Origin of the sequence: Actinoplanes sp. HUAS TT8 (genome assembly GCF_051380535.1) — a bacterium.
Taxonomy (GTDB): Bacteria; Actinomycetota; Actinomycetes; order Mycobacteriales; family Micromonosporaceae; genus Actinoplanes.
This window is the reverse complement of record NZ_CP195646.1, coordinates 6,318,274-6,344,489: the sequence shown is the minus strand read 5'-3', so window position 1 is coordinate 6,344,489 and position 26,216 is coordinate 6,318,274. Positions and strand designations below refer to the sequence as shown.

Annotated in this window: 23 protein-coding genes; 15 read left to right on the top strand and 8 right to left on the bottom strand. The window is 69.1% G+C overall.

What is annotated here, in order from left to right; all coding sequences use genetic code 11:
- Nucleotides 1–488: 488 nt before the first annotated feature.
- The 3 genes from ACSHV8_RS28395 to ACSHV8_RS28385 all read left to right on the top strand — a co-directional run bounded on the left by ACSHV8_RS28395 (nucleotide 489) and on the right by ACSHV8_RS28385 (nucleotide 3,047).
- Nucleotides 489–1,772: a magnesium transporter MgtE N-terminal domain-containing protein gene (locus ACSHV8_RS28395; protein WP_436520443.1), complete on the top strand. Its 1,284-nt coding sequence runs from the start codon at nucleotides 489–491 to the stop codon at nucleotides 1,770–1,772.
- Nucleotides 1,759–2,178, top strand: coding sequence for a phage holin family protein (locus ACSHV8_RS28390; RefSeq protein ID WP_436520441.1), 420 nt, complete (start codon nucleotides 1,759–1,761; stop codon nucleotides 2,176–2,178). The genes ACSHV8_RS28395 and ACSHV8_RS28390 overlap by 14 nt, the downstream gene beginning before the upstream one ends.
- A 446-nt stretch (nucleotides 2,179–2,624) precedes the next feature.
- Nucleotides 2,625–3,047: a DUF3618 domain-containing protein gene (locus ACSHV8_RS28385; protein WP_436520439.1), complete on the top strand. Its 423-nt coding sequence runs from the start codon at nucleotides 2,625–2,627 to the stop codon at nucleotides 3,045–3,047.
- An 83-nt stretch (nucleotides 3,048–3,130) separates the two neighbouring features.
- On the opposite strand, the gene ACSHV8_RS28380 is transcribed toward ACSHV8_RS28385, so the two are convergent.
- Nucleotides 3,131–3,904, bottom strand: a complete 774-nt coding sequence (locus tag ACSHV8_RS28380; protein WP_436520437.1) for an inositol monophosphatase family protein — start codon at nucleotides 3,902–3,904, stop codon at nucleotides 3,131–3,133.
- Nucleotides 3,905–4,070: 166 nt separating this feature from the next.
- Between ACSHV8_RS28380 and ACSHV8_RS28375 the strand changes: the two genes are divergently transcribed.
- Entirely contained in the window at nucleotides 4,071–5,651 is a 1,581-nt protein-coding gene (locus ACSHV8_RS28375; RefSeq protein WP_436520435.1) for a serine/threonine-protein kinase, read from the top strand.
- Here the strand turns inward: ACSHV8_RS28375 and ACSHV8_RS28370 are convergent, their stop codons facing one another.
- Together ACSHV8_RS28370 and ACSHV8_RS28365 are read right to left on the bottom strand one after the other, a co-directional pair.
- A complete protein-coding gene (locus ACSHV8_RS28370) occupies nucleotides 5,652–6,218 on the bottom strand; it encodes a Uma2 family endonuclease (protein ID WP_436520433.1) in 567 nt (188 codons plus the stop codon).
- Nucleotides 6,219–6,299: 81 nt separating this feature from the next.
- The gene (locus tag ACSHV8_RS28365) at nucleotides 6,300–7,628 is read right to left on the bottom strand and encodes an aminotransferase class I/II-fold pyridoxal phosphate-dependent enzyme (RefSeq protein WP_436520431.1); all 1,329 of its coding nucleotides are present in this window, start codon (nucleotides 7,626–7,628) and stop codon (nucleotides 6,300–6,302) included.
- 60 nt (nucleotides 7,629–7,688) lie between these two features.
- Between ACSHV8_RS28365 and ACSHV8_RS28360 the strand changes: the two genes are divergently transcribed.
- The 8 genes from ACSHV8_RS28360 (at nucleotide 7,689) to ACSHV8_RS28325 (ending at nucleotide 17,837) form a co-directional block, all read left to right on the top strand.
- A complete protein-coding gene (locus ACSHV8_RS28360) occupies nucleotides 7,689–9,173 on the top strand; it encodes a CoA-acylating methylmalonate-semialdehyde dehydrogenase (protein ID WP_436520429.1) in 1,485 nt (494 codons plus the stop codon).
- A gap of 11 nt (nucleotides 9,174–9,184) precedes the next feature.
- The gene (locus ACSHV8_RS28355) at nucleotides 9,185–10,522 is read left to right on the top strand and encodes an aspartate aminotransferase family protein (protein ID WP_436520427.1); all 1,338 of its coding nucleotides are present in this window, start codon (nucleotides 9,185–9,187) and stop codon (nucleotides 10,520–10,522) included.
- Nucleotides 10,523–10,675: 153 nt separating this feature from the next.
- Nucleotides 10,676–12,112 (top strand): aminobutyraldehyde dehydrogenase, encoded by a 1,437-nt coding sequence (locus ACSHV8_RS28350; RefSeq protein WP_436520425.1) that lies wholly within the window; start codon nucleotides 10,676–10,678, stop codon nucleotides 12,110–12,112.
- Between the two features lie 49 nt (nucleotides 12,113–12,161).
- Nucleotides 12,162–13,316: an ABC transporter ATP-binding protein gene (locus ACSHV8_RS28345; RefSeq protein ID WP_436520423.1), complete on the top strand. Its 1,155-nt coding sequence runs from the start codon at nucleotides 12,162–12,164 to the stop codon at nucleotides 13,314–13,316.
- Between the two features lie 41 nt (nucleotides 13,317–13,357).
- Complete coding sequence (locus tag ACSHV8_RS28340; protein WP_436520421.1) at nucleotides 13,358–14,566, top strand: polyamine ABC transporter substrate-binding protein; 1,209 nt, start codon at nucleotides 13,358–13,360, stop codon at nucleotides 14,564–14,566.
- A gap of 4 nt (nucleotides 14,567–14,570) precedes the next feature.
- Nucleotides 14,571–15,434 carry an ABC transporter permease gene (locus ACSHV8_RS28335; RefSeq protein ID WP_436520419.1) on the top strand — a complete coding sequence of 288 codons (864 nt, stop codon included), beginning with the start codon at nucleotides 14,571–14,573 and terminating at the stop codon, nucleotides 15,432–15,434.
- Nucleotides 15,431–16,279, top strand: a complete 849-nt coding sequence (locus tag ACSHV8_RS28330; RefSeq protein WP_436520417.1) for an ABC transporter permease — start codon at nucleotides 15,431–15,433, stop codon at nucleotides 16,277–16,279. Before ACSHV8_RS28335 ends, ACSHV8_RS28330 begins: the two co-directional genes overlap by 4 nt.
- A gap of 175 nt (nucleotides 16,280–16,454) precedes the next feature.
- Nucleotides 16,455–17,837, top strand: coding sequence for an aspartate aminotransferase family protein (locus ACSHV8_RS28325; protein ID WP_436520415.1), 1,383 nt, complete (start codon nucleotides 16,455–16,457; stop codon nucleotides 17,835–17,837).
- A gap of 460 nt (nucleotides 17,838–18,297) precedes the next feature.
- Here ACSHV8_RS28325 and ACSHV8_RS28320 read toward each other — a convergent pair whose 3' ends face one another.
- Both ACSHV8_RS28320 and ACSHV8_RS28315 read right to left on the bottom strand, forming a co-directional pair.
- Nucleotides 18,298–18,735: a MerR family transcriptional regulator gene (locus tag ACSHV8_RS28320; protein ID WP_436520413.1), complete on the bottom strand. Its 438-nt coding sequence runs from the start codon at nucleotides 18,733–18,735 to the stop codon at nucleotides 18,298–18,300.
- Between the two features lie 151 nt (nucleotides 18,736–18,886).
- Nucleotides 18,887–19,615 carry an alpha/beta fold hydrolase gene (locus ACSHV8_RS28315; protein WP_436520411.1) on the bottom strand — a complete coding sequence of 243 codons (729 nt, stop codon included), beginning with the start codon at nucleotides 19,613–19,615 and terminating at the stop codon, nucleotides 18,887–18,889.
- Nucleotides 19,616–19,797: 182 nt separating this feature from the next.
- On the opposite strand from ACSHV8_RS28315, the gene ACSHV8_RS28310 reads away from it, so the two are divergent.
- The 3 genes from ACSHV8_RS28310 to ACSHV8_RS28300 all read left to right on the top strand — a co-directional run bounded on the left by ACSHV8_RS28310 (nucleotide 19,798) and on the right by ACSHV8_RS28300 (nucleotide 23,172).
- Nucleotides 19,798–20,193: a response regulator gene (locus ACSHV8_RS28310; protein ID WP_436520409.1), complete on the top strand. Its 396-nt coding sequence runs from the start codon at nucleotides 19,798–19,800 to the stop codon at nucleotides 20,191–20,193.
- A gap of 49 nt (nucleotides 20,194–20,242) precedes the next feature.
- On the top strand, nucleotides 20,243–21,868 hold the full coding sequence (locus ACSHV8_RS28305) for an ATP-binding protein (protein ID WP_436520407.1): 1,626 nt from the start codon (nucleotides 20,243–20,245) through the stop codon (nucleotides 21,866–21,868).
- 113 nt (nucleotides 21,869–21,981) lie between these two features.
- Entirely contained in the window at nucleotides 21,982–23,172 is a 1,191-nt protein-coding gene (locus tag ACSHV8_RS28300; RefSeq protein ID WP_436520405.1) for a phospholipase D-like domain-containing protein, read from the top strand.
- Nucleotides 23,173–23,229: 57 nt separating this feature from the next.
- On the opposite strand, the gene ACSHV8_RS28295 is transcribed toward ACSHV8_RS28300, so the two are convergent.
- The 3 genes from ACSHV8_RS28295 to gabT are packed head-to-tail and all read right to left on the bottom strand — an operon-like array spanning nucleotide 23,230 to nucleotide 26,214.
- Nucleotides 23,230–24,462 (bottom strand): NAD(P)/FAD-dependent oxidoreductase, encoded by a 1,233-nt coding sequence (locus ACSHV8_RS28295; RefSeq protein WP_436520403.1) that lies wholly within the window; start codon nucleotides 24,460–24,462, stop codon nucleotides 23,230–23,232.
- Nucleotides 24,463–24,918 (bottom strand): Lrp/AsnC family transcriptional regulator, encoded by a 456-nt coding sequence (locus ACSHV8_RS28290; RefSeq protein ID WP_436520401.1) that lies wholly within the window; start codon nucleotides 24,916–24,918, stop codon nucleotides 24,463–24,465.
- Between the two features lie 33 nt (nucleotides 24,919–24,951).
- The gene (gene gabT, locus ACSHV8_RS28285; protein WP_436520399.1) at nucleotides 24,952–26,214 is read right to left on the bottom strand and encodes a 4-aminobutyrate--2-oxoglutarate transaminase; all 1,263 of its coding nucleotides are present in this window, start codon (nucleotides 26,212–26,214) and stop codon (nucleotides 24,952–24,954) included.
- Nucleotides 26,215–26,216: the final 2 nt, after the last annotated feature.

Genomic DNA, 26,216 nt, shown 5'->3' with positions numbered 1-26,216 from the left:
AGCGTCGGGGCAACCAGCGCCGCCAACCTGCCCTTGTGTCGGAATCACCATCGTCGTGCGGGTCCTCGGATTCAGGCATCGCCGCTGTTGTTCTCACTTCGAGGGGGCGACAGTGGTGCCGATAAATCGCGATTGCGGTTAAGGTTCATGGCAACTCCTGATCTGTAGCGCAGTACTCGGGGGTTATCCCGGGCGGTGGTCGCTGGTGGCGACCACCGCCCTTTCCGCGTGCTTCCACATCTGCTTGTCAAATGCCCAGTGTGGACGCGAGGTTGAATATCCCAGAATCGGCGCCCGCGTCGGACGGACCGCCTGTCCGATCAGTTTCCGGGCCGGGGCGTCCCCGTAAAACCGCAGTTGAAGGCCGATTCAGCGGAGGGGAGTAGGCAATATTTAGGCGCGTGACGACCTCTTCGGAGATCAATTGGCATTCACCTTTTCGGGCGAAGAATGGGACAACATCGGACCGGCCCGGCCAGCATGGGACCATGTTGTCGAGCGATGTCGAACGGCCGGACCCGAGGTCCGTCAAAAACATTGTTGATCTAGGCCGGCAATTGGCGTTGCTGCGGTTGACCGCCGCCCGGCGCAGCCCCGCCGATGAGCCGCTCACGCTCCGTGAGTTGTCGGAGATCACCGGGGTGCCGCGCAGCACGCTGGGCAACGCCGAGTCAGGGCGGGTCCTGCCTCGCGCCAACGTCGTCTACCGGTTCGCACAGGGATGTGGCGTGCCGGCGGACAAACTTCCGCTGTGGACGCAGACCCGTAACCGCCTGGCGCACGACGAACGTCACCGGCGCCGCGAGGCGAGACACGCCACCGTCGGCGCAGTCGTCGAACGACTGGCCCGGCGTGTCGATCGTGATCCCTTGCAGGCGGCCCTCGACCAACTCCGCATTCATGAGCTCCCGGCCACGAAAACGGATCTCGATCGGGTTCTGGACGCGCTTCCCGCCGAGAGGTGCGCGGCCTATCTGACCCAGATGACCACCGAGGCCGCTGTCGAATGCCTTCACGTCATGTCGGTGCGGCGTGCCGGCGAATGCTTCCGGTACCTCACGCCGCAGACCGCCGCGGCGCTGTTGGAGGGCGAGGAACCGGCGATGGCGGCCGAGCATCTGTTGCTGCTCGGTCCCACCCTGTTGCAGCAGATCCTCCCGCTCATGCCGATCTCGGTGATAGTGCAGCGACTGGCCCGTATGGCCCGCCACGACGCGGAGATCCTGGTGTCGAAGATGCCGGTTCCGTGGACCAGCGCGCTGGTCGCCGACGGTGCGGTTCCGATCCTTCTGGCCGCCGACCTGATCTTCCAGCTCGGACTCGACCGAAGCGTCGAACTCCTCGGCACCATGCCGGTCTTCCGTGCCGCCGCTCTGCTGGCCGCCATGAACGCCGACGGGGCCGCCGGTCTGATGAATCAGCTGCCGCTGAACCGTACGGCGGCGACGATGCGCGTGATGCCCGTGGTGAAAGCGTCCAGGGTGCTTGCCCACCTGCCCGACACGAAAGCAGCCACCCTGCTGTCGTCGCTCTCGACCGAGGACGTCGTGAGCCTGCTGATGGAGATGCCGCCTCAAGCGGCCGGCGGCGTGCTGGCCCGACTGCCCGCGGCCGCGGCGGTGGAGATCGTCGATGCCGTGCCCGGGGAAGCGGTGGAGCCCATCAAGAAGGCGCTTCTCGCGTCCTGGGGGTGGGGGATTAGGGAGGATTGGGGCGGGTACGTGAACTCTCTGAGAGTTGTGCAGGACGGAGGGGACGATGGCGCACACTGAGATGCGCAGTGAGCCGGCGTCGACCGCGGAACTGGTCGGGCGCCTCAGTGAGCAGGTCACGACGCTGGTGCGGGACGAACTGACGCTCGCCCGGATGGAGCTGACGGAGAAAGGCCGGAAGGCCGGGAAGGGTGCCGGGCTGCTGGGGGCCTCCGGCGCCCTGGCCGGGTACGGGCTCGGTGCGCTTCTCGTCACCGGCGGCGCGGCGCTGGCCCTGGTCGTGCCGGTGTGGGCGGCCGCCCTGATCGTGACCGTGGCGCTGTTCGCCGGGGCGGGAGTGGCCGCGGTCATCGGCAAGAGCCAGATCGGGCAGACCGTGCCACCCGCGCCCGAGGAGGCGGTGGCCGGCGGCCGCCGGGATGTGGAGGCGTTCATGACCGCCGCGCGGTCGGGGAGGAACCTGTGAGCGACGAGGACGCTTCCGGTACGGGTGGGGGTACTCGCACGAACGGGTCGTCGCCTGGCAAGGGCGGCGGCGGGCCGGCGGGCCGAGCGCCCGGGGGCGCCGGTCGCGGCAACACCTCACCGGGCAGCGGGCGCGGCGGGAAACCGTCAGCGGGTACGGCCCCGAGGAACGCCCCGGCCCCCACCCCGAAACCACCCGCCACCAACCAACCCGCCCCGAAACCGGCGGCCGACAGTCAACCCGCCCCGAAACCGGCGGCCACGCAGCCGCCGGTAAGCAGTCAGCCGGCCCCGAAGCCGGCGGCGGGTGCGCCACCCACTCCGAAGCCCGCGCCGCCCAACTCTCAGCAGAGCGCCGCCCCTAAACCGGTGCCGCCGAAGCCCGGTCCACCTGCGGGAGCGACGAAGAGCGGGGGCGACGAGCACACGGGGAAGGTCGACCCATCCATGGCCGTACCGTCGAAGCCTGAAATTTCGGAATCCGGGAAGAGCGCGGAGTCGGGGCAGGGGACCGGCGCACTGCGGGCGGAGATCGAGGAGACCCGGGCCGAGATGGGGGCGACCGTCGAGGCGCTGGTGGCCAAGGCCGACGTCCCGGCGCGGGTCGCCGACAAGGTGGACCAGGTCAAGGCGGCGGGGGAGAAGGCCAAGGCGGCGGTCGGCGTGCACGCCACCGGGCACATCGCCGAGGCGACGGCGCAGACCGGCACGCGGATGGCCTGTCAGGCGGCGGATGCGGCGGAGCGCGCGACGGCGGCGATCGGCTCGGCGCGGCGGCGGGTCGCCGCCAATCCGAAGCAGTTCGCCCTGATCGGTGCGGCCCTGGCCACGGCCGCGGCCGGCGTCGCACTGATCCGCCGGTCGCGCTGAGCCAGGAGCTGGGCCAGGAACTGGGCCGGAGTTGAGTGGTGAGGGCGATCGCGGCGGCCGGAGATCCCGGCCGCCGGGGCAAGTCATGGACGGGCGGCCCGGATCAACTCCAGCATCGCGGTGTGGGTCGGCTGGTCGGCCGAGACGAGCAGGCCCGACCCCGATTCCCACGGGCTGCCGTCGGTGCCGGTCACCACGCAGCCCGCCGCCGTGCACACCGCGATCCCGGCCGCGAAGTGCACACTTCCCCGCACATCGCCGTACGTGAGGTAGGCCGCCCGCCGCCCGTCGGCCACCCAGAGCAGGGCGAGGGTCGTCGACATCACGCGCGGCCGGAAACGGTTCCGGAATCCGGGTGCGGCGATGACCAGGGCCGGCTCGGTCGTGAACGGCGGGTCGAGGTTGATGTCGACGAGACCGGAAACCGGCGACGGTACGAGCGTCGTGTCGCCACCGTCCGCGGTCCGGACCCGGGCCACGACCCCGTCCGTCCAGTACGTCTCCCCGGCGAACGGGTCGGCCGCGGCCGCCGCGGTGACGCGGTCGCCGTCACGCAAAGCGACGTTCACCGCCACCAAGGGCGTTCGCACAGCGTAGTTGAGGGTCCCGCACAGCGGGTCGACCAGCCAGCGGCGCCGCGAGTCGGCCGGCCCGGACTCCCCGGTCTCCTCGCCGGTGATCGCATCCGACGGGCCGGCTGCGCCCAGCACTTCGTGAATGGCCTGCTCAGCGGCGAGATCAGCCTCGGTTGCGAAATCGCCGCCGCCCTTGTCCACCCGGTCGAGGGTGTGTCCGTACCGCTCCCGGATGACCTCGGCGGCGGACTCGGCCGCCGCGATCGCCGTCTCATGATCCATGCAGGGAACGTTACGGAGGGCATGCGAGGATGGTCCGGCGCCGCTTCCCTCCGGCGCAGGACGGCAGGCACGTACACCCATGAGTTCCCCGGCAGATGCGCCGCGCCCGGCGGCCGCCGACGAAGCCGACGTTGCGGGGACGGCCGGGGCGGGTATATCGAGCGACATGCCTGACGCGCCCACCCTGCTGGCCGGCCGATACCGTCTGGGAGTCGAACTCGGCCGGGGCGGCATGGGCCAGGTGTGGCTGGCCCACGACGAGACCCTTGAGCGCGAGGTCGCGGTCAAGCAGATCGACCTGCCCGAGGAGTTGGCCGAGGAGGGCGACGCCGCGGTCCGTCGGACGCTGCGGGAGGCCCGGGCCGCGGCCCGGTTGAGCCATCCCAACGTCGTTCAGGTGTACGACGTCCTCTCCATCGACGAGCGCACGCTGATCGTCATGGAGTACGTGCCGTCCCGCTCGCTGCGGCAGGTCATCGCCGAGGACGGGCCTCTGGACGCGTACCGGGTGGCCCGGATCGGTCTTGATCTTCTCGCCGCCCTGCAGGCCGCGCACCGCGCCGGGGTCCAGCACCGCGACGTCAAACCGGCGAACGTGCTGCTGGCCGACGACGGGCGGGTGCTGCTGACCGACTTCGGCATCGCCGCGCTCGACGACGACAGCCTGACCAGCCGGTCCGACGTGCTGCTGGGGTCGCCGCTGTACATGGCGCCGGAGCGGGCCCGGTTCGGCACGAGCGGTCCGCCGGCCGACCTGTGGGGGCTGGGCGCGACGTTGTACGCCGCGGTCGAGGGCCATTCGCCGTTCCAGCGCACGTCGACCATGGCGACGCTGGCCGCCCTGGCGACCGAGGAGCCGGACCCGCCGCAGCAGGCCGGTGCGCTGACGCCGGCGCTGGACGGGCTGCTGCGCAAGGACCCGGCCGAGCGGATCGACGCCGAGGAGGCGGAGCGGCTGCTGCGCGAGGCCGTCGCCGTGCTGGAGAACCCGCCGGTGGCCGTGCCGAAGCCGCGGGCGCCGGTCGATGATGACATTCGGTCGGTGGCTCCGGCCGTGCCCAAGGAGAAGCGGGACTACCGCAAGCTGATCGCCCTGGCCGTGGCGGTGGTGCTGATCGCCGGCCTGGGGATCTATCTGGCGGCTCGGCCGTCGGCGTCCGAGCCGAGCGCGGGGAACCCACCGGCGGCGACCCGGACGACCGCGGCGGCTCCCACGACGACCGCTGCGACCAGCGAGAAGCCGTCGGCTGCGGTCTCGTCCTCGCCGGCCGCGGCGCCGAGCACCAGCAGCGCGTCCGGGCGTCTCGCGCTGCCCGCCGGGTTCGTCGACTACAAAGACAAAACCGGATTTTCCGTGTACGTCCCCACGGGCTGGACTACGTCGAAAGAGGGGACCATCCGCTACTGGCGGGACGGGAAGGGTCACGTCCTGGGCATCGACCAGACGGATCAGCCCCGATCGAATCCGGTCGCGGACTGGCAGTCGCAGCGGGACGCGCGACTCAAGGGCGGCGACTTCCCGAGCTATCACGAGGTCAAGCTGGCGTCCGTCGACTACTTCGTGAAGGCCGCGGACTGGGAGTTCACGTACCGGAAGAACGGCACGCAGCACATCAACAACCGTGGTGTGGTGACGTCGGCGCATCAGGCCTACGGCTTCTGGTTCCAGACCCCGGACGCGGACTGGGCCTCCTACCGCAAGGACGTCCTCCAGGTCGTCTTCGACAGCTTCGTCCCCAAGCCCTGATCAGTAGTCGAGCAGTGCTTCGGTGTCGATCGACATGGGGAACGGAAGGTCGGAGCACAGCGTTTCGCCGCGTTTCGCGGTGGCATGCTCCACGTAGGTCTGGCCCTCCAGCCGGAACAGTTGAAGCGTGACCGACTCGTAGTCACCGAAATCCGGCTCGACCAGTAGGTACCAAGGGATTTTGGCGGCCGAGTAGAACAGCTTCTTCTGTTGACGGTCGGTAGTCGCGTTGCTGGGCGAGGTTATTTCGCAAACGAGCACGACGTCCGCGGCCTCGTCGATCGTTCCCAGACGCGGGCCTCGACCGATGACGATGTCGGGAATGACAATGCGCCCCGTTTTCAATCGTAGGTTGGTTGTCGGTAACGCGCGCAATCCGGCGTTTCGAGCAGGATTGCGGAGATTGAAGAGGAGTTGAGTTGAAATCGCCTGGTGGGGGAAGTTTGGTGCCGGGCTCACCCAGAGGCTCCCGTCGATCAGCTCGATGCGACTGTGCGTTTCGCCGAGTTCGAGCCAATCCGCCTCGGTCCAGGGCCCCTCGTGGTCGTCAAGCATCCCCATGCTCATAGGGAAAGTCTCGCACGTGGTCATGCCGAAAGCATCTCACGCCTAGTTGTCGCGGGGCAAGCTGTCACACGACAGGCTGTCTCAGCGGGGAATTGCCGGCGCTGACGTCTGGGCGGCTCGGGCCAGGTGGGCGGCGACCTCGGCATGGTCGGCGGTGATCAGGCCGACGGTGATCCGCAGGTGCGGGGTGCCGGGGCCGACCGTGAACGCCGTGCCCGCCGCCGCCCCGATCCCGGCGCTGGCCAGGCTCAGCAGCGCCGCCTGCTCGTCGGCCACCGGCAGCCAGATGTTGATGCCCTCGCCGTCCGGCAGGGAGATGCCGGCCGCGCGCAGCCCGTCGGTGATCAGGCGGCGGCGCCGCGCGTACTCGTCCCGGGCCGAGGTGACCGCGGCGACCGACGCCGGGTCGGTGAGCAGGGAGAACAGCAGGCGCTGGAGGAGCCGGCTGGTCCAGCCCTGCCCGAGCAGGCGCCGCTCCAGGATCGGGTCGAGGACGGTGGCCGGGCCGCTGACCGCGGCCAGTCGCAGGTCCGGCCCGTGGGACTTGGAGAAGCTGCGCACGTGGATGGTCTGCCGCGGCAGGTGGACGCCGAGGGAACCGGCCGGCCCGGCGGCCAGGTCACCCGCGGAGTCGTCCTCCACGACGTACACCTCAGGGAATGTGGAAAGGACGGCGGCGAGTGCGGCGGCCCGCGAGGGTGACCACGACGCACCTGTGGGGTTGAGGGCGCGCGGCTGGAGGAAGACCATGGCCGGGCGGCGGGTCAGGGCGGCGGCCAGCTGCGACGGGATCATGCCGTGGTCGTCGGTGCCGACGCCGACGACCGGCACGCCGAGCGCTTCGAGCAGGTCCAGCAGCGGCGGGAAGCACGGGTTCTCGACGATCGCGAGGTCGCCGAGCCGCAGCAGCGCGGACGCGACCTGGTCGATCGCGTCCATCGCCCCGTCGAAAATCGCCAGGCGCTCGACCGGGTAGGGCCAGCGGTCCCGCAGCAGCGCGGCCAGTTCGGGCAGCACCGGCTCGTCGAGGTAGCTGGTCGGTGTGGGGGAGAGGCCGTGCAGGGCCGGGATGGGCGGCAGCAGCAGCGGGTCGGGTACGCCGGTGGACAGGTCGAGGCCGAATCCGCTGGTCCGGCGCAGCGCTGCTCGGTAACGACCGGGGCCGCCGGCGCCGGGGGTGGCGACGACCGTGCCGCGTCGCCCGTCCGTCCGGATGGTGCCGGCCCGGCGCAGGAGCTGCCACGCTGCGTTGACCGTGCTCGGCGAGAGGCGCAGCTCGGCCGCGACCGTGCGGACCGGCGGCAGTTTCGTCCCGCCCTCGATCGCGCCGTCACCGACCGCCCGGCTGACCGCTTCGGCCAGCCCGCGAGCGCTGGGATCGCTGATGCGGGCGAGTACGGCTTCGAACATTTTTGTTACAGTACATTTCAAGCATTGTTCGGTCCAGGGTCGTCACATAATCTCGGCTGCATGACACACATTGCGCACTGGATCGGCGGCGCGGAGCGGGCCGGCACCTCCGGCCGGGTCGGCCCCGTCTTCAACCCCGCCACCGGCGAGCAGACCGCCGAGGTCGCCCTGGCGAGCACGGCCGAGGTGGCCGAGGCCGTCGCGGTCGCCAAGGAGGCCGCCAAGGCCTGGCGGTCGGCGTCGCTGTCCAAGCGGTCGGCCGTTCTCTTCAAGTTCCGGGAGCTGCTGGCCGAGCGCACCGGCGAGCTCGCCGCGATCATCACCGCCGAGCACGGCAAGGTGCTGGCCGACGCGGCCGGCGAGGTTGCCCGCGGCCTGGAGAACGTGGAGTTCGCCACCGGCATCCCGCACCTGATGAAGGGCTCGTTCTCCGAGCAGGCGGCCACCGGCGTGGACGTGTATTCGATCCGTCAGCCGCTCGGCGTCGTCGCCGGCATCACGCCGTTCAACTTCCCGGCCATGGTGCCGCTCTGGATGTGCGCCACCGCGATCGCCGCCGGTAACTCGTTCGTCCTCAAGCCCAGTGAGAAGGACCCGTCGGCGTCGCTCTGGCTGGCCCGCCTCTGGGCCGAGGCCGGTCTGCCCGCGGGCGTGTTCACGGTGGTCAACGGGGACAAGGAGGCGGTCGACGCGCTCCTGGTCCACCCGGACATCGCGGCGGTCAGCTTCGTCGGCTCGACCCCGATCGCCAAGTACATCTACGAGACCGGCACCGCGCACGGCAAGCGGGTGCAGGCGCTCGGCGGCGCCAAGAACCACATGATCGTGCTGCCCGACGCCGAGCTGGACGCGGCGGCCGACGCGGCGATCAGCGCGGGGTACGGTGCGGCCGGCGAGCGCTGCATGGCGATCTCGGTCGTCGTGGCCGTCGGTGAGATCGCGGACCCGCTGGTCGAGGCGATCGCGGCCCGGCTGCCGAAGATCAAGATCGGCAACGGCGCCGACCAGGACGTCGACATGGGCCCGCTGATCAGCGCCCAGCACCGGGACAAGGTGGCCGGCTATATCGCGGCCGGCGCCTCCGAGGGCGCGACCGTGGTGGCCGACGGCCGGGACCTTCCGGAGAAGTCCGGCTTCTTCCTCGGCGCGACGCTGCTGGACAACGTCACCCCGGAGATGACCGTCTACACCGACGAGATCTTCGGCCCGGTCCTCTCGGTCGTCCGCGTCGGCACCTACGCCGAGGCCGTCGAGCTGGTCAACAACAACGAGTACGGCAACGGCACCGCCATCTTCACCCGTGACGGCGGCGCCGCCCGGCAGTTCCAGTTCGACGTCAACGCCGGCATGGTCGGTGTGAACGTGCCGATCCCGGTGCCGGTCGCCTACTACTCGTTCGGTGGCTGGAAGGCGTCGCTCTTCGGCGACTCGCACATGTACGGCCCGGACGGCATCCAGTTCTTCACCCGCGGCAAGGTCGTCACGTCCCGCTGGCCCGACCCGGGAACCTCGGCGATCGACCTCGGCTTCCCGCAGACCCGATAAGGATAGGCGTCGTGACCTCTGAAGAGCAGGTGCGCGCGGACGACCGCGCCCACGTTTTCCACTCCTGGTCCGCTCAGGGCCTGATCAACCCGTTGCCGATCGAAAAGGCGCAGGGCAGCCACTTCTGGGACTACACGGGCAAGAAGTACCTGGACTTCTCGTCCCAGCTGGTCAACATCAACATCGGGCACCAGCACCCGCGGCTGGTCGCGGCGATCCAGGAGCAGGCGGCCAAGCTCTGCACCATCCAGCCGGCCTTCGCCAACGACAAGCGCGGCGAGGCCGCCCGGATGATCGCCGAGGTCGCCCCCGGCTCGCTGAACAAGGTGTTCTTCACCAACGGCGGCGCCGAGGCGAACGAGAACGCGATCCGGATGGCCCGGCTGCACACCGGCCGGCACAAGGTGCTGTCGACGTACCGCAGCTACCACGGCTCGACCGCCACCGCGATCACGGCGACCGGCGACCCGCGGCGCTGGCCGAACGAGCCGGTCGCGGTCGGCGTCGTGCACTTCTGGGGTCCGTACCCGTACCGCTCGCCCTTCTTCTCGGAAAATGAGGAGCAGGAGTCGGAGCGGGCCCTCAAGCACCTGCGCGACACGATCGTCTTCGAGGGGCCCGGCACGATCGCCGCGGTCCTGATCGAGACCGTCGTCGGGACCAACGGCATCCTGGTGCCGCCGCCCGGCTACCTGGCCGGCGTGCGCGCGCTCTGCGACGAGTTCGGCATCGTGTTCATCGCCGACGAGGTGATGGCCGGTTTCGGTCGGTGCGGCGAGTGGTTCGCGGTCGACAAGTGGGGCGTCACGCCCGACCTGATCACCTTCGCCAAGGGCGTGAACTCGGGTTACCTGCCGCTGGGCGGGGTGGTGATCTCCGACGAGATCGCCGCGACGTTCGGCGAGCGGCCGTTCCCGGGCGGCCTGACCTACTCGGGTCACCCGCTGGCCTGCGCCTCGGCGGTCGCCTCCATGCAGATCTTCAAGGAGGAGGGGATCATCGAGCACGCCCGCATGCTGGGCGACGACGTGATCGCCCCCGCGCTGGCCGAGTTCAAGGAGAAGCACCCCAGCGTCGGCGACGTGCGCGGTCTGGGCGTGTTCTGGGCGATCGAGCTGATCCGGGACGCCGACAGGACCCCGCTGGTGCCGTTCAACGCGGCCGGCGCGGCCGCCGGGCCGATGAACGACGTGGCCGCGGCCTGCAAGGAACGCGGTCTCTGGCCGTTCACCCACTTCAACCGGGTGCACGTGGTCCCGCCCTGCACGACGAGCGTGGACGAGGTCCGCGAGGGCCTGGCGATCCTGGACGAGGCGCTCACTGTCGCCGACGGTTTTTACGCCTCCTGACACCGGATTGCGTCGTCTCCAGGGCACTGAATCTTTGGATTCCGTTTCAAGCTTGGAAATTACTTCGGATTCCCTTGTCACACCTGTCTCGGGTGTGACAAGGTTCCCCCACTTCGGGTGAGCACGCCCACACCGATCGGAAGGTTGTCCCCCGTGAGCACCGCATTTCCCGTGCTTCGCAACTTCGTCAACGGGTCCTTCACGGACACCGAGGAGGGGCGGACGTCCCCGGTCGTCGACCCCAGCACCGGGGAGACGTACGCTCTCGCGCCGATCTCGTCCGAGCGTGACGTCGCGGCGGCCATCGAGGCCGCCGAGGCCGGTTTCGAGGTCTGGGGGGACACCACCCCGGCCGAGCGGCAGCGGGCGCTGCTGCGGATCGCCGACGCCGTCGAGGCCCGCGCCGACGAGCTGATCGAGGCCGAGTGCCGCAACACCGGCAAGCCCGTCGAGGCGACGCGTGCCGAGGAGATCGGCCCGGTCCTGGACGAGCTGAGGTTTTTCGCGGGCGCGGCCCGGATGCTCGAGGGCAAGGCGGCCGCCGAATACCTCAAGGACCACACCTCTTACGTACGTCGTGAGCCCATCGGTGTCTGCGCCCAGATCACGCCGTGGAACTACCCGCTGGTCATGGCCATCTGGAAGCTCGCGCCGGCGATCGCCGCGGGCAACTCGGTCGTCCTGAAGCCGTCCGACACCACGCCGGTCAGCACGCTGCTGCTGGCCGAGATCGCCGCCGAGTTCCTCCCGGCGGGCGTGCTCAACGTCGTCTGCGGTGACCGCGACACCGGCCGCTCGCTGGTCGTGCACCCGACGCCGCAGCTGGTGTCGATCACCGGTTCCACCCGGGCCGGGATGGAGGTCGCCGCGGCGGCCGCCCCCGACCTGAAGAAGGTGCACCTGGAGCTGGGCGGCAAGGCGCCGGTCGTGGTCTTCGACGACGTCGACATCGCCGAGACGGCCGAGAAGATCGCCGGTGCCGGGTTCTTCAACGCCGGTCAGGACTGCACCGCCGCCACCCGTGTGCTGGTCCACGAGCGGATCGCCGCCGAGTTCACCGCGGCCCTGGCCGCCGCGGCCAAGAACACCCGGGTCGGCGCGCCGTCGGACACCGAGGCGTTCTTCGGCCCGGTCAACAACATCCACCAGCTCGAACGGGTCACCGGCTTCCTGCAGCGCACGCCCGACCACGCCGAGGTGGTGGCCGGGGGCAACCGGATCGGCGAGCGCGGCTTCTTCTTCGAGCCGACCGTGGTGGCCGGCCTGAAGCAGCGCGACGAGATGGTCCAGGACGAGGTGTTCGGGCCGGTCATCACCGTCCAGCCGTTCGCCGACGAGGCCGAGGCGGTCCGCTTCGCCAACGACGTGCGGTACGGGCTCAGCGCCAGCATCTGGACGCAGAACCACGGTCGCGCGATGCGGGTCTCCCGCCGTCTGAACTTCGGTGCGGTCTGGATCAACACCCACCTGCCGTTCGTCTCCGAGATGCCGCACGGTGGCTACGGACACTCGGGATACGGCAAGGACCTTTCCATGTACGGCTTCGAGGAGTACACCCGGATCAAACACGTGATGAGCTTTCACGGCTGATCCGCTGCCCCATCTGAATTCACCACCCCCGCCTCTGAGGTGAACACAAATGACCACGTCTCCCCCGCACCACGCCGTCGCGGCCCCGTCCGCCATCGGTGAGCGGACCGGCCACCCGGCGATCGAGTTCGTCGGTGTGCGCAAGGAATACCTGTCGCACGGCGAGTCGGTCCCGGCCGTCAAGAGCCTCGACCTGGCGATCGCTCAGGGGGAGTTCTTCTCGCTGCTCGGGCCGTCGGGCTGCGGCAAGACCACCACGATGCGGATGATCGCCGGCTTCGAGGCGCCGACCACCGGCAAGGTTCTCCTCGACGGCAGCGACGTCACCAACGTCGCCGCCAACAAGCGCGACGTCAACATGGTCTTCCAGTCGTACGCGCTGTTCCCGCACCTCAACGTGCTGCAGAACGTCTCGTTCGGCCTGCAGCGCAAGAAGGTCGCCTCGGCCGAGATCAAGCGCCGGGTGGGGGAGATCCTCGAGATCGTCTCGCTCACCGGCTACGAGAAGCGCCAGCCCAAGGAGATGTCGGGCGGCCAGCAGCAGCGCGTGGCGCTGGCCCGGGCCCTGGTCAACCACCCGCGGGCCCTGCTGCTGGACGAGCCGCTGGGCGCGCTCGACCTGAAGCTGCGGCAGCAGATGCAGATCGAGCTCAAGCGCATCCAGCGCGAGGTCGGCATCACCTTCGTCTACGTCACCCACGACCAGGGTGAGGCGCTGACGATGTCGGACCGGATCGCGGTGATGAACGCCGGCCTGATCGAGCAGCTCGGCACGCCGCGCGAGATCTACGAGAAGCCGGCGACCCGGTTCGTGGCCGGCTTCATCGGCACCTCGAACATCGTCGAGGGCCAGGTCAGCCGGGTGGAGAACGGCCTCGCCGTGCTCGACCGGGGCGACGGGGAGCGGATCGTGGCCCCGGTGCCGGCATCGGTGCACGCCGGGCAGACCATCGAGGTGTCGGTCCGCCCCGAGAAGATCGACCTGCACCGGACCCCGCCGCAGGTCACCGGCAGTGTGCTCAGCGGGACGGTGACCGAGGTCGTTTACCACGGGACATCGACCAACTACACAGTGGTGACCTCCGCTGGATCAGACTTCGTGGTGTTCGATCAGAATGCTCACGATGCCGAGGACGTCGCGTCTCGTGGCGAGCGCGTCTTCCTCACCTGGGCCCCGCAGCACTCGTATCCGATCGGAGTCTGATGTTCCCGACCAATAAGCCGGACCCCTCCCTCCTCCGCGGCATGACGCAACGACGGTTCGGCCGTCGTGACGCGATGCGCCTCGGCGGTGCGTCGGCTCTTGGTGCTTTCCTGGCCGCATGCGGCGTGCAGGGCAAGGGCACGCCCCAGGCCAGTGTCGCCCCGGACGCGGTGGAGAAGTTCTGGAGCGGCAAGGTCAAGAACGGCAAGCTCGACTTCGCCAACTGGCCGCTCTACATGGACCCGAAGAAGCCGGAGCTCGCGAAGTTCACCGCTAAGACCGGTATCACCGTCAACTACCAGGAAGTCATCCAGGAGATGGGTCCCTGGTTCGCCAAGGTCCAGCCCCAGCTCTCGGCCGGTCAGTCGATCGGTTTCGACCTCATGGTGATCACCAACTCGGTGCAGTTCGGGCAGTTCCGCTCCGGCGGCTTCCTCGCCCCGCTCGACCACTCCAAGCTGCCCAACTACACGGCCAACGCGGCCAAGTCGTACGCGAACGAGGCGTTCGACCCGGGCAACGTCTTCAGCATCCCGTGGGCGTCCGGCATCACCGGCATCGCGTACGACATCAAGAAGACCGGCCGGGAGATCACCTCGCTGGCCGACCTGTGGGACCCGAAGTTCAAGGGCAAGGTCGGCATGTTCTCCGACACCCAGGAGCTGGCGAACTTCGGCCTGCTCGCGGCCGGTCTCAAGCCGGGCGACTCGGACGAGGCGGCCTGGAAGAAGGCGGCGGCCAAGCTCAAGGAGCAGAAGTCGGCCGGCCAGGTCCGCAACTACTACGACCAGAGCTACATCGACGCGCTCGGCAAGGGCGAGGTCTGGCTGACCCAGGCCTGGTCCGGTGACGTCTTCCAGAAGAACGTGTCCGACGGCACCGACTTCCGGTTCGTCATCCCCTCCGAGGGCGGCACGATCTGGACCGACAACATGACGATCCCGATCACCGCGACCAACCCGGTCGACGCGATCATGCTGATGGACTTCTTCTACGAGGTCGAGAACGCGGCGACGCTGGCCGAGTACATCAACTACGTCTGCCCGGTGCCGGCCGCCCAGGAGCAGATCAAGAAGGACGCGGCCGCCGCGACCGGCGAGGACAAGCAGACCCTGACCGACGTGGCGTCCAGCCCGCTGGTGTTCCCGGGCGACGCCGACTACGCCAAGCTGCACTACTACGTGGACTTCAACACCGCGGAGGAGCAGCAGAAATTCCAGAGCATCTTCGAACCGATCACACTGAGCTGAGCCGATGAACCGGGTAAAACGTACACTCGCGCCCTACCTGCTCGTGCTGCCCGGCGGGTTGTGGCTGTTGCTGTTCTTCATCGTTCCGATGGCGGCCATGGTGTCGCTGTCGCTGCAGCAGGGCGACGTCATCAACGGGTACCGGTTCACCGGTCACTGGCAGACGTACGTGGATGCCATCTCCGACTACCGCGTCCAGTTGATCCGCTCGCTGGTGTACGGGCTCATCGCGACGGTGATCCTGATCGTGATGTCCTTCCCGATGGCTTACTGGATCGCCTTCCACGGTGGCAAACGGAAGTCGACCTACCTGTTCCTGATCCTGCTGCCGTTCTTCGTGTCGTTCGTGCTGCGGACGATCTCGTGGCGGCTGCTGCTCACCGACGACGGGGTGCTGCTGCATCCGCTGAAGGAGGCCGGGCTGCTCTCGCCCGGCTTCCACATCCTCGGCACCTCGTCCGCGGTGATCTTCGGCCTGGTCTACAACTCGCTGCCGTTCATGGTGCTCCCGATCTACGTGGCCCTGGAGCGCATCGACCCGCGGGTGCTCGAAGCGGCCCGGGACCTCTACGCGAAGCCGCCGACGGTGTTCAGCAAGGTGGTCCTGCCGCTCGCGCTGCCCGGAGTCTTCGCCGGTGTGCTCATGACGTTCGTGCCGGCCAGCGCCGACTACGTGAACTCGCAGGTGCTGGGCAGTTCGGGCACCACCATGATCGGTCAGGTCATCCAGGCGCAGTACCTGTCCAACTCCAACTATCCGACTGCCTCGGCCCTGTCGTTCGTGCTGATGGCGGTGCTGCTGGTCGGCGTCTTCACCTACGCCCGGGCGCTCGGCACCGAGGACGTCATGAATGCGGCGGCACGATGACGACCTCGACGCTGACCCCGCCCGCCCCGGTCTCCGCCCCGGCCCGTCCGCGCCGCCGACGGATCACCGGCGCCGGGGTGATGTTCACCTACACCTGGCTGATCATCCTCTGGCTGGTCCTGCCGATCTTCGTGATGATCCTGTTCGGGTTCAACAACCCGCACGGCCGGTTCAACCAGACCTGGCAGGGCTTCACGTTCAAGTGGTACAAGGACGTCTTCGCGATCCACGAGCTGACCTCGGCGCTGTGGCTCTCGCTGATCATCGCGGTGCTGAGCTCGCTCATCGCCGGCGCGATCGGCACCGGCATCGGGTACGCCCTGGGCCGTTACCAGTTCCGCGGGTCCGGCGTGCTGAACCTGCTCCTGTTCGCCACCATGGCCTCGCCCGAGCTGGTCATGGGCGCCTCGCTGCTGAGCCTGTTCGTCTCGCTCAACTCCGGCCTGGGCGCGCCGACGATCGTCATCGGCCACGTGCTGTTCTCCATCTCGTTCGTCACCACCGTGGTCCGGGCCCGGGTGATCACCCTGGACCGGTCGATCGAGGAGGCCGCGGCCGACCTCGGCGCCAACGGCTGGACGACGTTCTGGAAGGTCACCTTCCCGATCATCCTGCCGGCCGTCTTCTCCGGCGTGATGCTCGCCTTCGCCCTGTCGATCGACGACTTCGTCGTCACCAACTTCATCTCCGGCAATGCGACCACGTTCCCGCTGTACATCTGGGGGACCACCCGCATCGGCCTGCCGCCGCAGGTCAACGTGATGGGCACGCTGATCTTCGCGGCCGGCGTGCTGATCGCGATCATCTCCAACCTCCGGTCCCGGGCCAAGAGCAAGCGGGACTGACCGCGGTATCGCGACGCCCCGGCCGGCCACGCATTCTCGTGGCCGGCCGGGGCGTTTTGTCTTTAGGTTTTTCCGGAAATAACGCGGAAATAGTTGTCTAAAGACTTGTGCACGACGGATTCCGTCGGCAGGATCAGTAGTAACAACAGGAACTAGTGGCCAGTGGAGACCCCCCGTGACCGACCGACAGCCCGATGATGTGGACGCACTCTCCGCGACCGCCCGTGACCACCTGTGGATGCACTTCACCCGCCTCTCCTCGTACCAGGACGCTCCGGTACCGGTGATCACCCGCGGTGACGGCTGCTACGTGTGGGACTCCGCCGGCCGCCGCTACCTGGACGGGCTCTCCGCCCTGTTCGTGGTGCAGACCGGCCACGGCCGGCAGGAACTCGCCGACGCCGCCGCCAAGCAGGCCGCCGAGCTGGCGTACTTCCCGATCTGGTCCTACGCGCACCCCAAGGCGATCGAGCTGGCCGGCCGGCTGGCCCACATGGCCCCCGGCGACCTGAACCGGGTCTTCTTCACCACCGGCGGCTCCGAGGCCGTCGAATCCGCGTGGAAGCTCGCCCGGTCGTACTACAAGCGCGTCGGCAAGCCGCTCAAGACCAAGGTCATCTCCCGCGCGGTCGCCTACCACGGCAGCTCGATGGGCGCCCTGTCGATCACCGGCATCCCGCCGTTCAAGCAGGACTTCGAGCCGCTGATCCCGAGCACCATGCGGGTGCCGAACACGAACTACTACCGTCGCCCGGACGAGAACATGACGCCCGAGCAGTTCGGGATCTGGGCCGCCGACCGCATCGCCGAGATGATCGAGTTCGAGGGCCCGGACACCGTCGCCGCCGTCTACCTGGAGCCGGTGCAGAACGCCGGCGGCTGCTTCCCGCCGCCGCCCGGATACTTCCAGCGGGTCCGCGAGATCTGCGATCGCTACGACGTGCTGCTCGTCTCCGACGAGGTCATCTGCGCGTTCGGCCGGCTCGGCGAGTTCTTCGGCGCCGACAAGTACGGCTACCAGCCCGACATCATCACCGTCGCCAAGGGCCTCACCTCCGGGTACGTGCCGCTCGGCGCCATGATCGCCTCCGAGCGTCTGGCCGAGCCGTTCCTCACCGGCACCAACTGGTTCGCCCACGGCATCACCTACGGCGGCCACCCGGTCGGCTCCGCGGTCGCCCTGGCCAACATCGACATCATGGAGCGGGAGAACCTCAACCAGCACGTCCGGGACAACAGCCCGCTGTTCCGCTCGTACCTGGAGAAGCTCCTCGACCTCCCGATCGTCGGCGACGTCCGCGGCGACGGCTACTTCTTCGGCATCGAAATGGTCAAGGACAAGGCGACCAAGGAGACCTTCGACGCCGACGAGTCCGAGCGCCTGCTGCGCGGCTACCTCTCCAGCGCCCTGTTCGAAGCCGGCCTGTACTGCCGCGCCGACGACCGCGGCGACCCGGTCATCCAGCTGGCGCCGCCGCTGACCGCGACGGAGACCCAGTTCGCGGAGATCGAGCAGATCCTGCGGTCGGTGCTGACCGAGGCGTGGAACCGGCTCTGAGATTCGGCCGGGCGGCCCGTGCTCCCTTTTGGGGGTGCGGGCCGTTCTGTTTTCCGGCGGGACGCTTTCCGGTGGCGATCGCTTTCCAGCGGTGGCTGCTTTCCGGTGCGAACGCGCAGGTCCGCGTGTCCGCACCCCCGCGCCGTGTCCGCACCCCGGGTCCGTGCCGCCCTGCGGTGTAGTTCTCACGGCGAGCTGGCTTTGCCTCGCGGCGGCATGCCCTATGTGACCTCGCCCCGCGTTGACGCCGCCTCGCGCTGACCTGCCTCGCGCTGACTTGCCTCGCGCTGAGCTGCCTCGCGCTGGCCCGCCTCAAGCCGGCCGCCTCAAGCCGGCCCACCTGACGCCGGACACCGCCGCCCGCGGGTTCGTCGACTGTCGCCGGCCATCGTCGCGGCTGCTGTCGATCGGGTCGGGTGGGTGGTGGCGGGCGGGGCTGTGGCCGTACCGAATCGGGGTTTTAATTGGCTTTTGAAGGGGTCTCCTGGGTGGGGGCGGCGCCGGTCCAGAGATCGGTCGCGGTGCCCTCGGCCACGTGGGCGCTGTAGACGGCGACCTTGTAGTCGATGACCTCGCGGAACTTCTGGAGGCGGCGGATCTGTTCGTCGACGCGTTCGCGGTGGTCGCGCAGCAGGTCCAGGCGGTCCGCCTCGTTGCCGGCGCCGGCGCGGACCAGGTCGGCGAAGCGTTTGATCTCGCTCAGCGGCATGCCGGTGGAACGCAGGTTGGTGCAGATCTCGAGCCAGCCCTCGTCCTCCTCGTGGTAGACGCGGCGGCCCGCGGAATCCCGCTCGACCGGGCGGGTCAGCAGGCCCGCGCGCTCGTAGAAGCGCAGGGTGTCCACGCTCAGCCCGGTCCTGCGGGCGATCTCCCCGATGCTCAGCCCGACGTCGTTCATCGGCCGAGTTTAATCCCTGCCGGCGGGCGTCCGAGGTTGTCCACAGTGGCCGGTTGTCCACAGGGCGGCGGCATGATCTTGGCGTTTCGCGGGATGATGCAGGTGGGAAGGTGCTCCCCCCTCGGGAGGGTGGGGTCTACCCGTTTGGCGGTCAGGGCTTGTCGAGATGACCCCCGACCGCCGCCAGCACCTCCGCGTCCACCCGCACCGGCTGCCCCGCCACCACTGCCCCGTGTACCAGGAGCACCGCGTGCGCCACCAGGTCCGGCTGGTCCAGCGGGATCGGGTGCCCCGACCGTTCCGCCACGATGAGCGGTGCCCCGGTTTCCCGGGCCAGGGCGCGTTGCGCAGCCAGCCAGAGTGCGTCCGCTCCGGGTGGTGGTGGTCCGCCGGCCCATCGGCCGGGGCTGCGGACCAGGATCAGGGTCGGCACCGGCCGGGGTTCGGCGTAGAGGACTTCGACCTGCCCGTTCACGATGTCGATCTCGGTGGCGTCGGTGTCGCCGTCGGGGCCGTCCTCGGGTGTTTCCGATCCGGGGACGACGTGGAACTGGGGGAGTGACCCGTCGACGTGGACGAGGCCGGCGACCCGGTGGGGGTGCCGGTGGGCGTAGACGCGGGCGATCAGGCTTCCGACGGAGTGGCCGACGATGACGGCCGGTTCGTCGAGGCCGAGGTCGTCGAGGAGGGTGGCCAGTTCGTCGGCGAACGCGCTGTACGGCAGTGGCGGATTGGGTGGTGGCCGGTGCGGCGTGTCGCCGATGCCGGGCCGGTCGTAGGTGACGGTGGTCAGGCCGGGGAGCAGGTCGAGGACGGGCTGCCAGTATCGCCCCGGCTCGCCCATGGCGCTGATGAACACGATCGGTAGCTGTGGCGTCACCTGATCGAGGGTATCGATGGTTGACGTGATCCGCGCGTCTCGATGTTCGGCGCACGGTGCGTAGGTCGTATCCGCATGTATAAAACGGGCTAGAGTGGGCAGGTGGCCCGCCGCCGGAAGATCGGTGACGGTAATTGTCCGAAAATCTCCCGGACCGCTCGTGACGAGCGCATGCTTACGGAATGGCCACTTTGCTGATCGCCGAGGACGACGAGGACATCGCCATCGTCCTGGCCCGGGTCTGCAAGCGGGCCGGCCTGGACGTGCTGCGTGCGCCGGACGGACAGGCCGCGCTCGAGATGATCGTCGAGAAGCATCCGGATGCGCTGCTCACCGATCTGGGCATGCCGCGGATGGACGGCTGGGAGCTGATTCGTAAGGTCCGCGAGCACCCGGAGGTCGGTGACATTCCGGTGGCGATCCTGACCGGGCAGCTCGCGCCCGGTGATCCCCGGGCGGCGGAGGCCGAGGCCTGCGCCGTGCTGCTCAAGCCCTGCCCGAACGATCAACTGGTGGCGACGATCCAGGAGTTGCTGGAGCACGGGCCGCACGAGCACGATCAACGCTGCGGGGCATAAAAAGTACATATGGTCTCATGTCGGCGGGGCTCAAGAAAATGGGCGGAACATGGTCGTGCTGGGGACTCCGGTCGTCACGCCGGACAGCGATGCATTCCTCGGCGCCCTGCTGGAGAGCCTCTCGGCCGGGGTGGTCGCGTGCGACGCCGGCGGACGTGTCGTCTTCGTGAACCGGGCGATGCGCGAGGTCCGCGGTTTCCCCCCGGACGGCCCGGTGCCCGAGGACTACGTCGAGAGTTCGGAGAAGGTCCTGGCCGGGCCGGACCTGCGCCCGATGCCGTGGGCGCAGACCCCGCTGATGCGGGCGCTGCGCGGCGAGCACATCATCGCCGAGGACGTCCTGATCCGGTGCCCGGGCGAGCCCGTACGCGTGTTCGCCTGCACCTCCCAGCCCATCTACGACGCCGCCCACCGGGTCCTCGGCGCGGTGTCGATCGCCCACGAGGTGACCGCCCTGCGCCGCGCGGAACGTTTCCGCGCCTGCCACCTGGCCGTCGAGCACGTGCTGAAGCGGGCCACCACGGTCCAGGGGGCCGCCCCCGACGTGCTGCGCGCGGTCTCGGTGACGCTGGGCTGGCCCTGCGCCGAGCTGTTCCTGATCGACGAGACGGCCGGCGCGGGACTGCACTCGGTCGGGCACTGGGATGCCGCCGGGACCCCGTCGGACGGCTTCTTCGGTCACGTCCCGCGCCGCGGCGAGGGCATCACCGGGCGGGTCTGGGAGAACGGCCGGGCGATCTGGGTGCCGGACATCGGATCCGACCTCAGCCTGCGGACGCCGTACGAGCAGGAGCGGGTCGACATCTGCATCCGCCGCGGCATCCGCACGGTCCTGGCCGTCCCGGTCCACGACGGCACCACCCTGCTCGGCGTGCTCACGTGTTACGCCGGCGCCCAGGAACGCCACGAGGACCTGCTCACGGTCCTGATGGACGGTGTCGCCGCCCAGATCGGCGTGTTCGTGGCGCTGCGTCGCGCCGAGGAGCTGGCCCGCCAGCTGGCCCGGGCCCAGAGCGACTTCGTGGACCTGGTCGGCCACGAGATGCGCACGCCGCTCACCTCGATCACGGCCAACGCCACGATCCTGGCCGAGGAGGCGGCCGGGATGGATCATGACGGGCGGCAGATGGCCCGGACGATCGCCCGTAACGCGGCCACCCTCCAACGCATCGCCGATGCGCTGCTCGACCTGGCCGGCCTGGACGGCGGCCATCTCACCCTGGAGCGGCGCCGGGTCGACCTGACCGCCCTGGTCACCGACGCGATCGCGGCGGCCGCCCACACCGGCCGCGGCGACACGATCAGCACCGATCTGCCTCCGGAGCTGTACCTGCCGGGCGACCCGGACCGCCTTCACCAGGTCCTGGACGACCTGCTGGCCAACGCGATCAAGTACAGCCCGCCAGGCGCACCGATCCGCATCACCCTGCACGCGGACGACTCGACCGCCGAGCTCCGTATCGCCGACACCGGCATCGGCACGCCCGAGGCCGAACGCGGCCGGGTCTTCGACCGCTTCTTCCGCGGCAGCAACGTCCGCCATCAGGGAACCCACGGCAGCGGTCTGGGGCTGAGCCTGGCCCGCGCGATCGTCCACCTGCACGGCGGCACGATCCGCCTGGCCGACAACCATCCCACGGGCACCGTGGTCTGCGTGACCCTGCCCCGGTGCTGACGACCTGAGTCGATCTTCATCATCGACGGGGCGGAATTCTTCGATCCCTTGTGCAATGCTGGCCGCTCGGCAATTCGCCGGACATCCAGCGTTCACCTCCGGATCGGAGTTTCATGCGCCTCAAACGGCTCTTCGCCGCCACACTCGTGACGCTGACCGCGGCGGTCTCCGCCGCGGTCGTGAGCCCGGCCCCCGCGTTCGCCGCGGTCACCGACGGCGCCGTCTTCAACGATCCCGGTGACCCGGCCAAGTACTACGCGATCCGGGATCACATCCGCAGCCTGATCGACGGTGCCGCCGTCGGCTCCGAGATCCGCATCTCGATGTACAACTTCAGCGAGCAGGCGGTCGCCGACAACCTGGTCGCGGCCAAGGGCCGCGGCGTCAACGTCAAGGTCGTCGTCGACTCGGTCTCGGCCGCCACCGCGCCGGTCGCGTCCCTGAAGACCGCCCTGGGCACCACGACCACCGCGGCGTCCTACATCAAGATCTGCACCACCGGCGCCGCCTGTATCGGGTCGCAGGGCACGCCGATCAACCACAACAAGTTCTTCCTGTTCTCGAACACGAGCGGGTCGACCAACGTCGTCGTCCAGTCCTCGGCCAACCTGACCACCAGCAACGCGACGGTGTTCTGGAACAACGCGGTGACCCTGGTCGGCAACGCCGGGCTGTACAACGCGTTCGTCAAGTACCACAAGGACCTGACCGCGTCGGTCAAGACCAACGACTACTACAACTCGACGCTGAGCGGGAACGCCAAGACGTACTTCTTCCCGCGCGCCGGCACGGACAAGACCACCGACACGATCTACAACATGCTGAACGAGAACATCACCTGCGAGGGCAACGACACCGTCGGCACCTCGGACTCCCACCGCACGATCATCCGGGTCGCGATGTGGACGTTCACCCGTGGTGCGATCGCCCAGCAGCTGCGGGCCCTGGCCGACAAGAAGTGCTGGATCGCCGTGGTCTACACCGACGCGGACGCCGACGTGCTGGCGGCGCTGCGCAACCACGCGCGCATCGAGCTGTACCAGACGCCGGACACCGGTGATTTCGTCCACTCGAAGTACATGGCGATCGAGGGGATCTACACCGACATCAAGGACAGCAAGTGGGTCATGACCGGTAGCCACAACTACACGAACGCGGCGCTGCGGGAGAACGACGAGACGATGCTGCGCATCCGCTCGGACGCCATCTTCGACCAGTACCGCGCCAACTTCCGCGTGCTGCGGGACCACGCCAACGCGGACCCGCAGTCGCAGCCGGCCCTGGACTACAAGGCCGGTAGCTGACCGCTCGTGAACACCGTCCCGGCCCGGGCTGTACGCCCCGGGCCGGGACGGCTCGTCCTAGCGGTCCCAGGCGTCGAGCAGCGCCGTCCCGTGCAGTCCGGCGTTGATGCCCAGCCAGCGCGCCGGTTCGGGCTCCCACCGCCGGGACCGATGGTTCACCCAGGGCAGCCGGGTCAGGTCGGTGGAGCGGCTCAGGATCAGATCGGTCAGGGTGCGCCCGGCCAGGTTCGTGGCCGCGACGCCGTCGCCCACGTAACCGCCGGCCCAGGCGACCCCGTCGTGCAGTCCCACACTCGGCATCCAGTCCCGGGGGATCCCGAGCGGACCACCCCAGCGGTACGCCACCGGAACCTCGATGCCGAACAGCTCGCTCAACGTGTGCCGGAGTTTGCCGAACACGGCCGGCACCCGGTCGAACTCGGAGCGCACCCGGGACCCGAAGTGGTACGGCGCCCCACGCCCGCCGAACGCCAGCCGGTCGTCCGCGGTCCGCTGCCCGTAGATGACCAACCGGCGCTCGTCGGTGAACGTCTCCCGCCGTTTGAGCCCGATCCGGTCCCACACCTCGGCCGGCAGCGGCTCGGTCGCGATCATCAGGGAGTAGACCGGCGCGAGCTCCCGACGGTATCCGGGCAGCTCGGGGGTGTACCCCTCCAGCGCCCGCACCACCGTGTCGGCCCGGACCGTCCCGCGGTCGGTGACCACCCGGCCGGCCTCCAGCGACAGCACCCGGGTGCCCTCGTGGATGGTTACGCCCAGTTTCTCCACCTCGGCCGCCAGCCCGCGGACCAGTTTGCCCGGGTGCAGCGCCGCGCAGTGCTCGCTGTAGACCCCGCCGAGCACCCCGTTCGCGTTGCAGATGGCGCGCGTCTCACCGGCGTCGAGCCGGGTGGACGGCGCCCGGCGCAACTGGCCGGGCGTGCGGATCAGCGAGATCACCCCGCCCTTGGCGTAGTCGCAGTCGATGCCGGTGCGCCCGACCTCGTCGACGGCGTCCTCCAGGGCGGCGTGCATGGCCCGGGCGGGCTCCGCGCCGTACCTCGAGGAAAGCTTCTGCTCGGAGACCGGGAACAGTCCGGAGGCCCAGCCGCCGTTGCGGCCGGACGCCCCGAAGCCGCAGAACTCGGCCTCCAGCACCACGATCCGCAGGTCGGGTTGCGCCTTGGCCAGGTAGTACGCGGTCCACAGGCCGGTGTAACCCCCGCCCGCGATCGCGACGTCGGCGTCCCGATCACCGGGCAGGGCGGAGCGTCGCTCGATCGGGCCGAGCGACTCAAGCCAGAAACTCATCTATCTGGTTCCCCAGGCGTAGGTCTGTTTGGCGAGCTTCAGGTACATGAACGTGTCGACGGCGGCGACGCCGCCGATCGTGCGTACCTTCTCGTTGAGCAGGTCGAGCAGGTGTGCGTCGTCGGTGCACACCAATTCCACCAGCAGGTCGTAGCGCCCGGCGCAGATCACCACATAGTCGACCTCGGGAATCGCCGCGAGTTTGTCGGCGATCTCCCGAAGGTCCCCGTTCACCCGCAGGCCGACCATGGCCTGCCGGGCGAAACCGAGGGTGAGCGGGTCGGTCACCGCGACGATCTGCATCAGCCCGTTGTCCAGGAGCCGCTGCACGCGCTGGCGCACAGCGGCCTCCGACAACCCGATCGTCTTGGCCAGGGTGGCGTAGGACATCCGCCCGTCCCGCTGAAGATGATCGATGATCTGCTTGTTGATCTCGTCCAGGCCCGTCTCGCTCACGGCGCGATTCTTCCCTGTGAGCACACTCGTGAGCTAGTTCCGGAGAGCTTCGCGCAGAATGTCCAGCCCGCGGTGAAGATCCTCGTCGGAGATCACCAGCGGCGGCAGGAAACGGAGCACGTTCCCGTACGTGCCGCAGGTGAGCGTGAGCAGCCCGGCCTCGTGGCACGCCTTGGAGACGGCCGCGGTCCGCGCCGCATCGGGTTCCGAGGTCCCCGGCTTCACCAACTCGATGGCGATCATCGCGCCTCGACCGCGCACTTCGCCCAGATCCGAAAATTCCGACAAAGCAGTCTTCAGTACGGTCTCAATACGCTGAGCGGCGGCCGCCAGGTCGAGTTCGCGCATCGTCTCGATGGCCGCGAGCGCCGCCGCGCAGGCCACCGGGTTCCCGCCGTAGGTCCCGCCGAGCCCACCGGCGTGCACCGCGTCCATCAGCGAGGCGCGGCCCACGACACCGGCGATCGGCAGCCCGCCGCCCATGCCCTTGGCCGTGGTGATCAGGTCCGGTTCCAGGTTCTCGTGCTCGGAGGCGAACCACTGACCGGTCCGGCAGAAACCGGTCTGGATCTCGTCGGCGATGAACACCGCCCCGGCCTCGGCCGCCCAGGCCGCGATGGCCGGCAGGAAGCCGGGCGCGGGCACGACGAAGCCGCCCTCACCCTGGATCGGCTCGATCAGCACGGCCGCCACGTTCCCGGCGCCGACCTGCTTCTCGATGACGTCGATGGCCCGGCGCGCCGCTTCGGGCCCGTCGAGGCCGCCGTCGCGCAGCGGGTACGACATCGGCGCCCGGTACACCTCGGGCGCGAACGGCCCGAACCGGTGCTTGTACGGCATGTTCTTCGCGGTCAGGGCCATCGTCAGGTTGGTCCGGCCGTGGTAGGCGTGGTCGAACACCACGACCGCCTGCCGCCCGGTGGCGTGCCGAGCGATCTTGACGGCGTTCTCCACCGCCTCGGCGCCGGAGTTGAACAGCGCCGCCCGCTTCTCGAAACTACCCGGGGTGAGCTCGATCAACTGCTCACAGACGGCGACGTACGACTCGTAGGGCGCGACCATGAAACAGGTGTGCGTGAAGCGTTCCACCTGTGCCCGGACCGCCTCGACGACGCGGGGCGCGGCGTTGCCGACGTTGGTGACCGCGATACCGGACGCGAAGTCGATCCACTCCCGGCCGTCCACGTCGGTGAGCGTGCCGCCACCGGCGCTCTCGATGTAGGAGTTGATCGTCGAGCCGACGCCACGGGCGACCGCCGCGACCCGACGCTTGTGCAGATCCTCGGAGACGGACACGG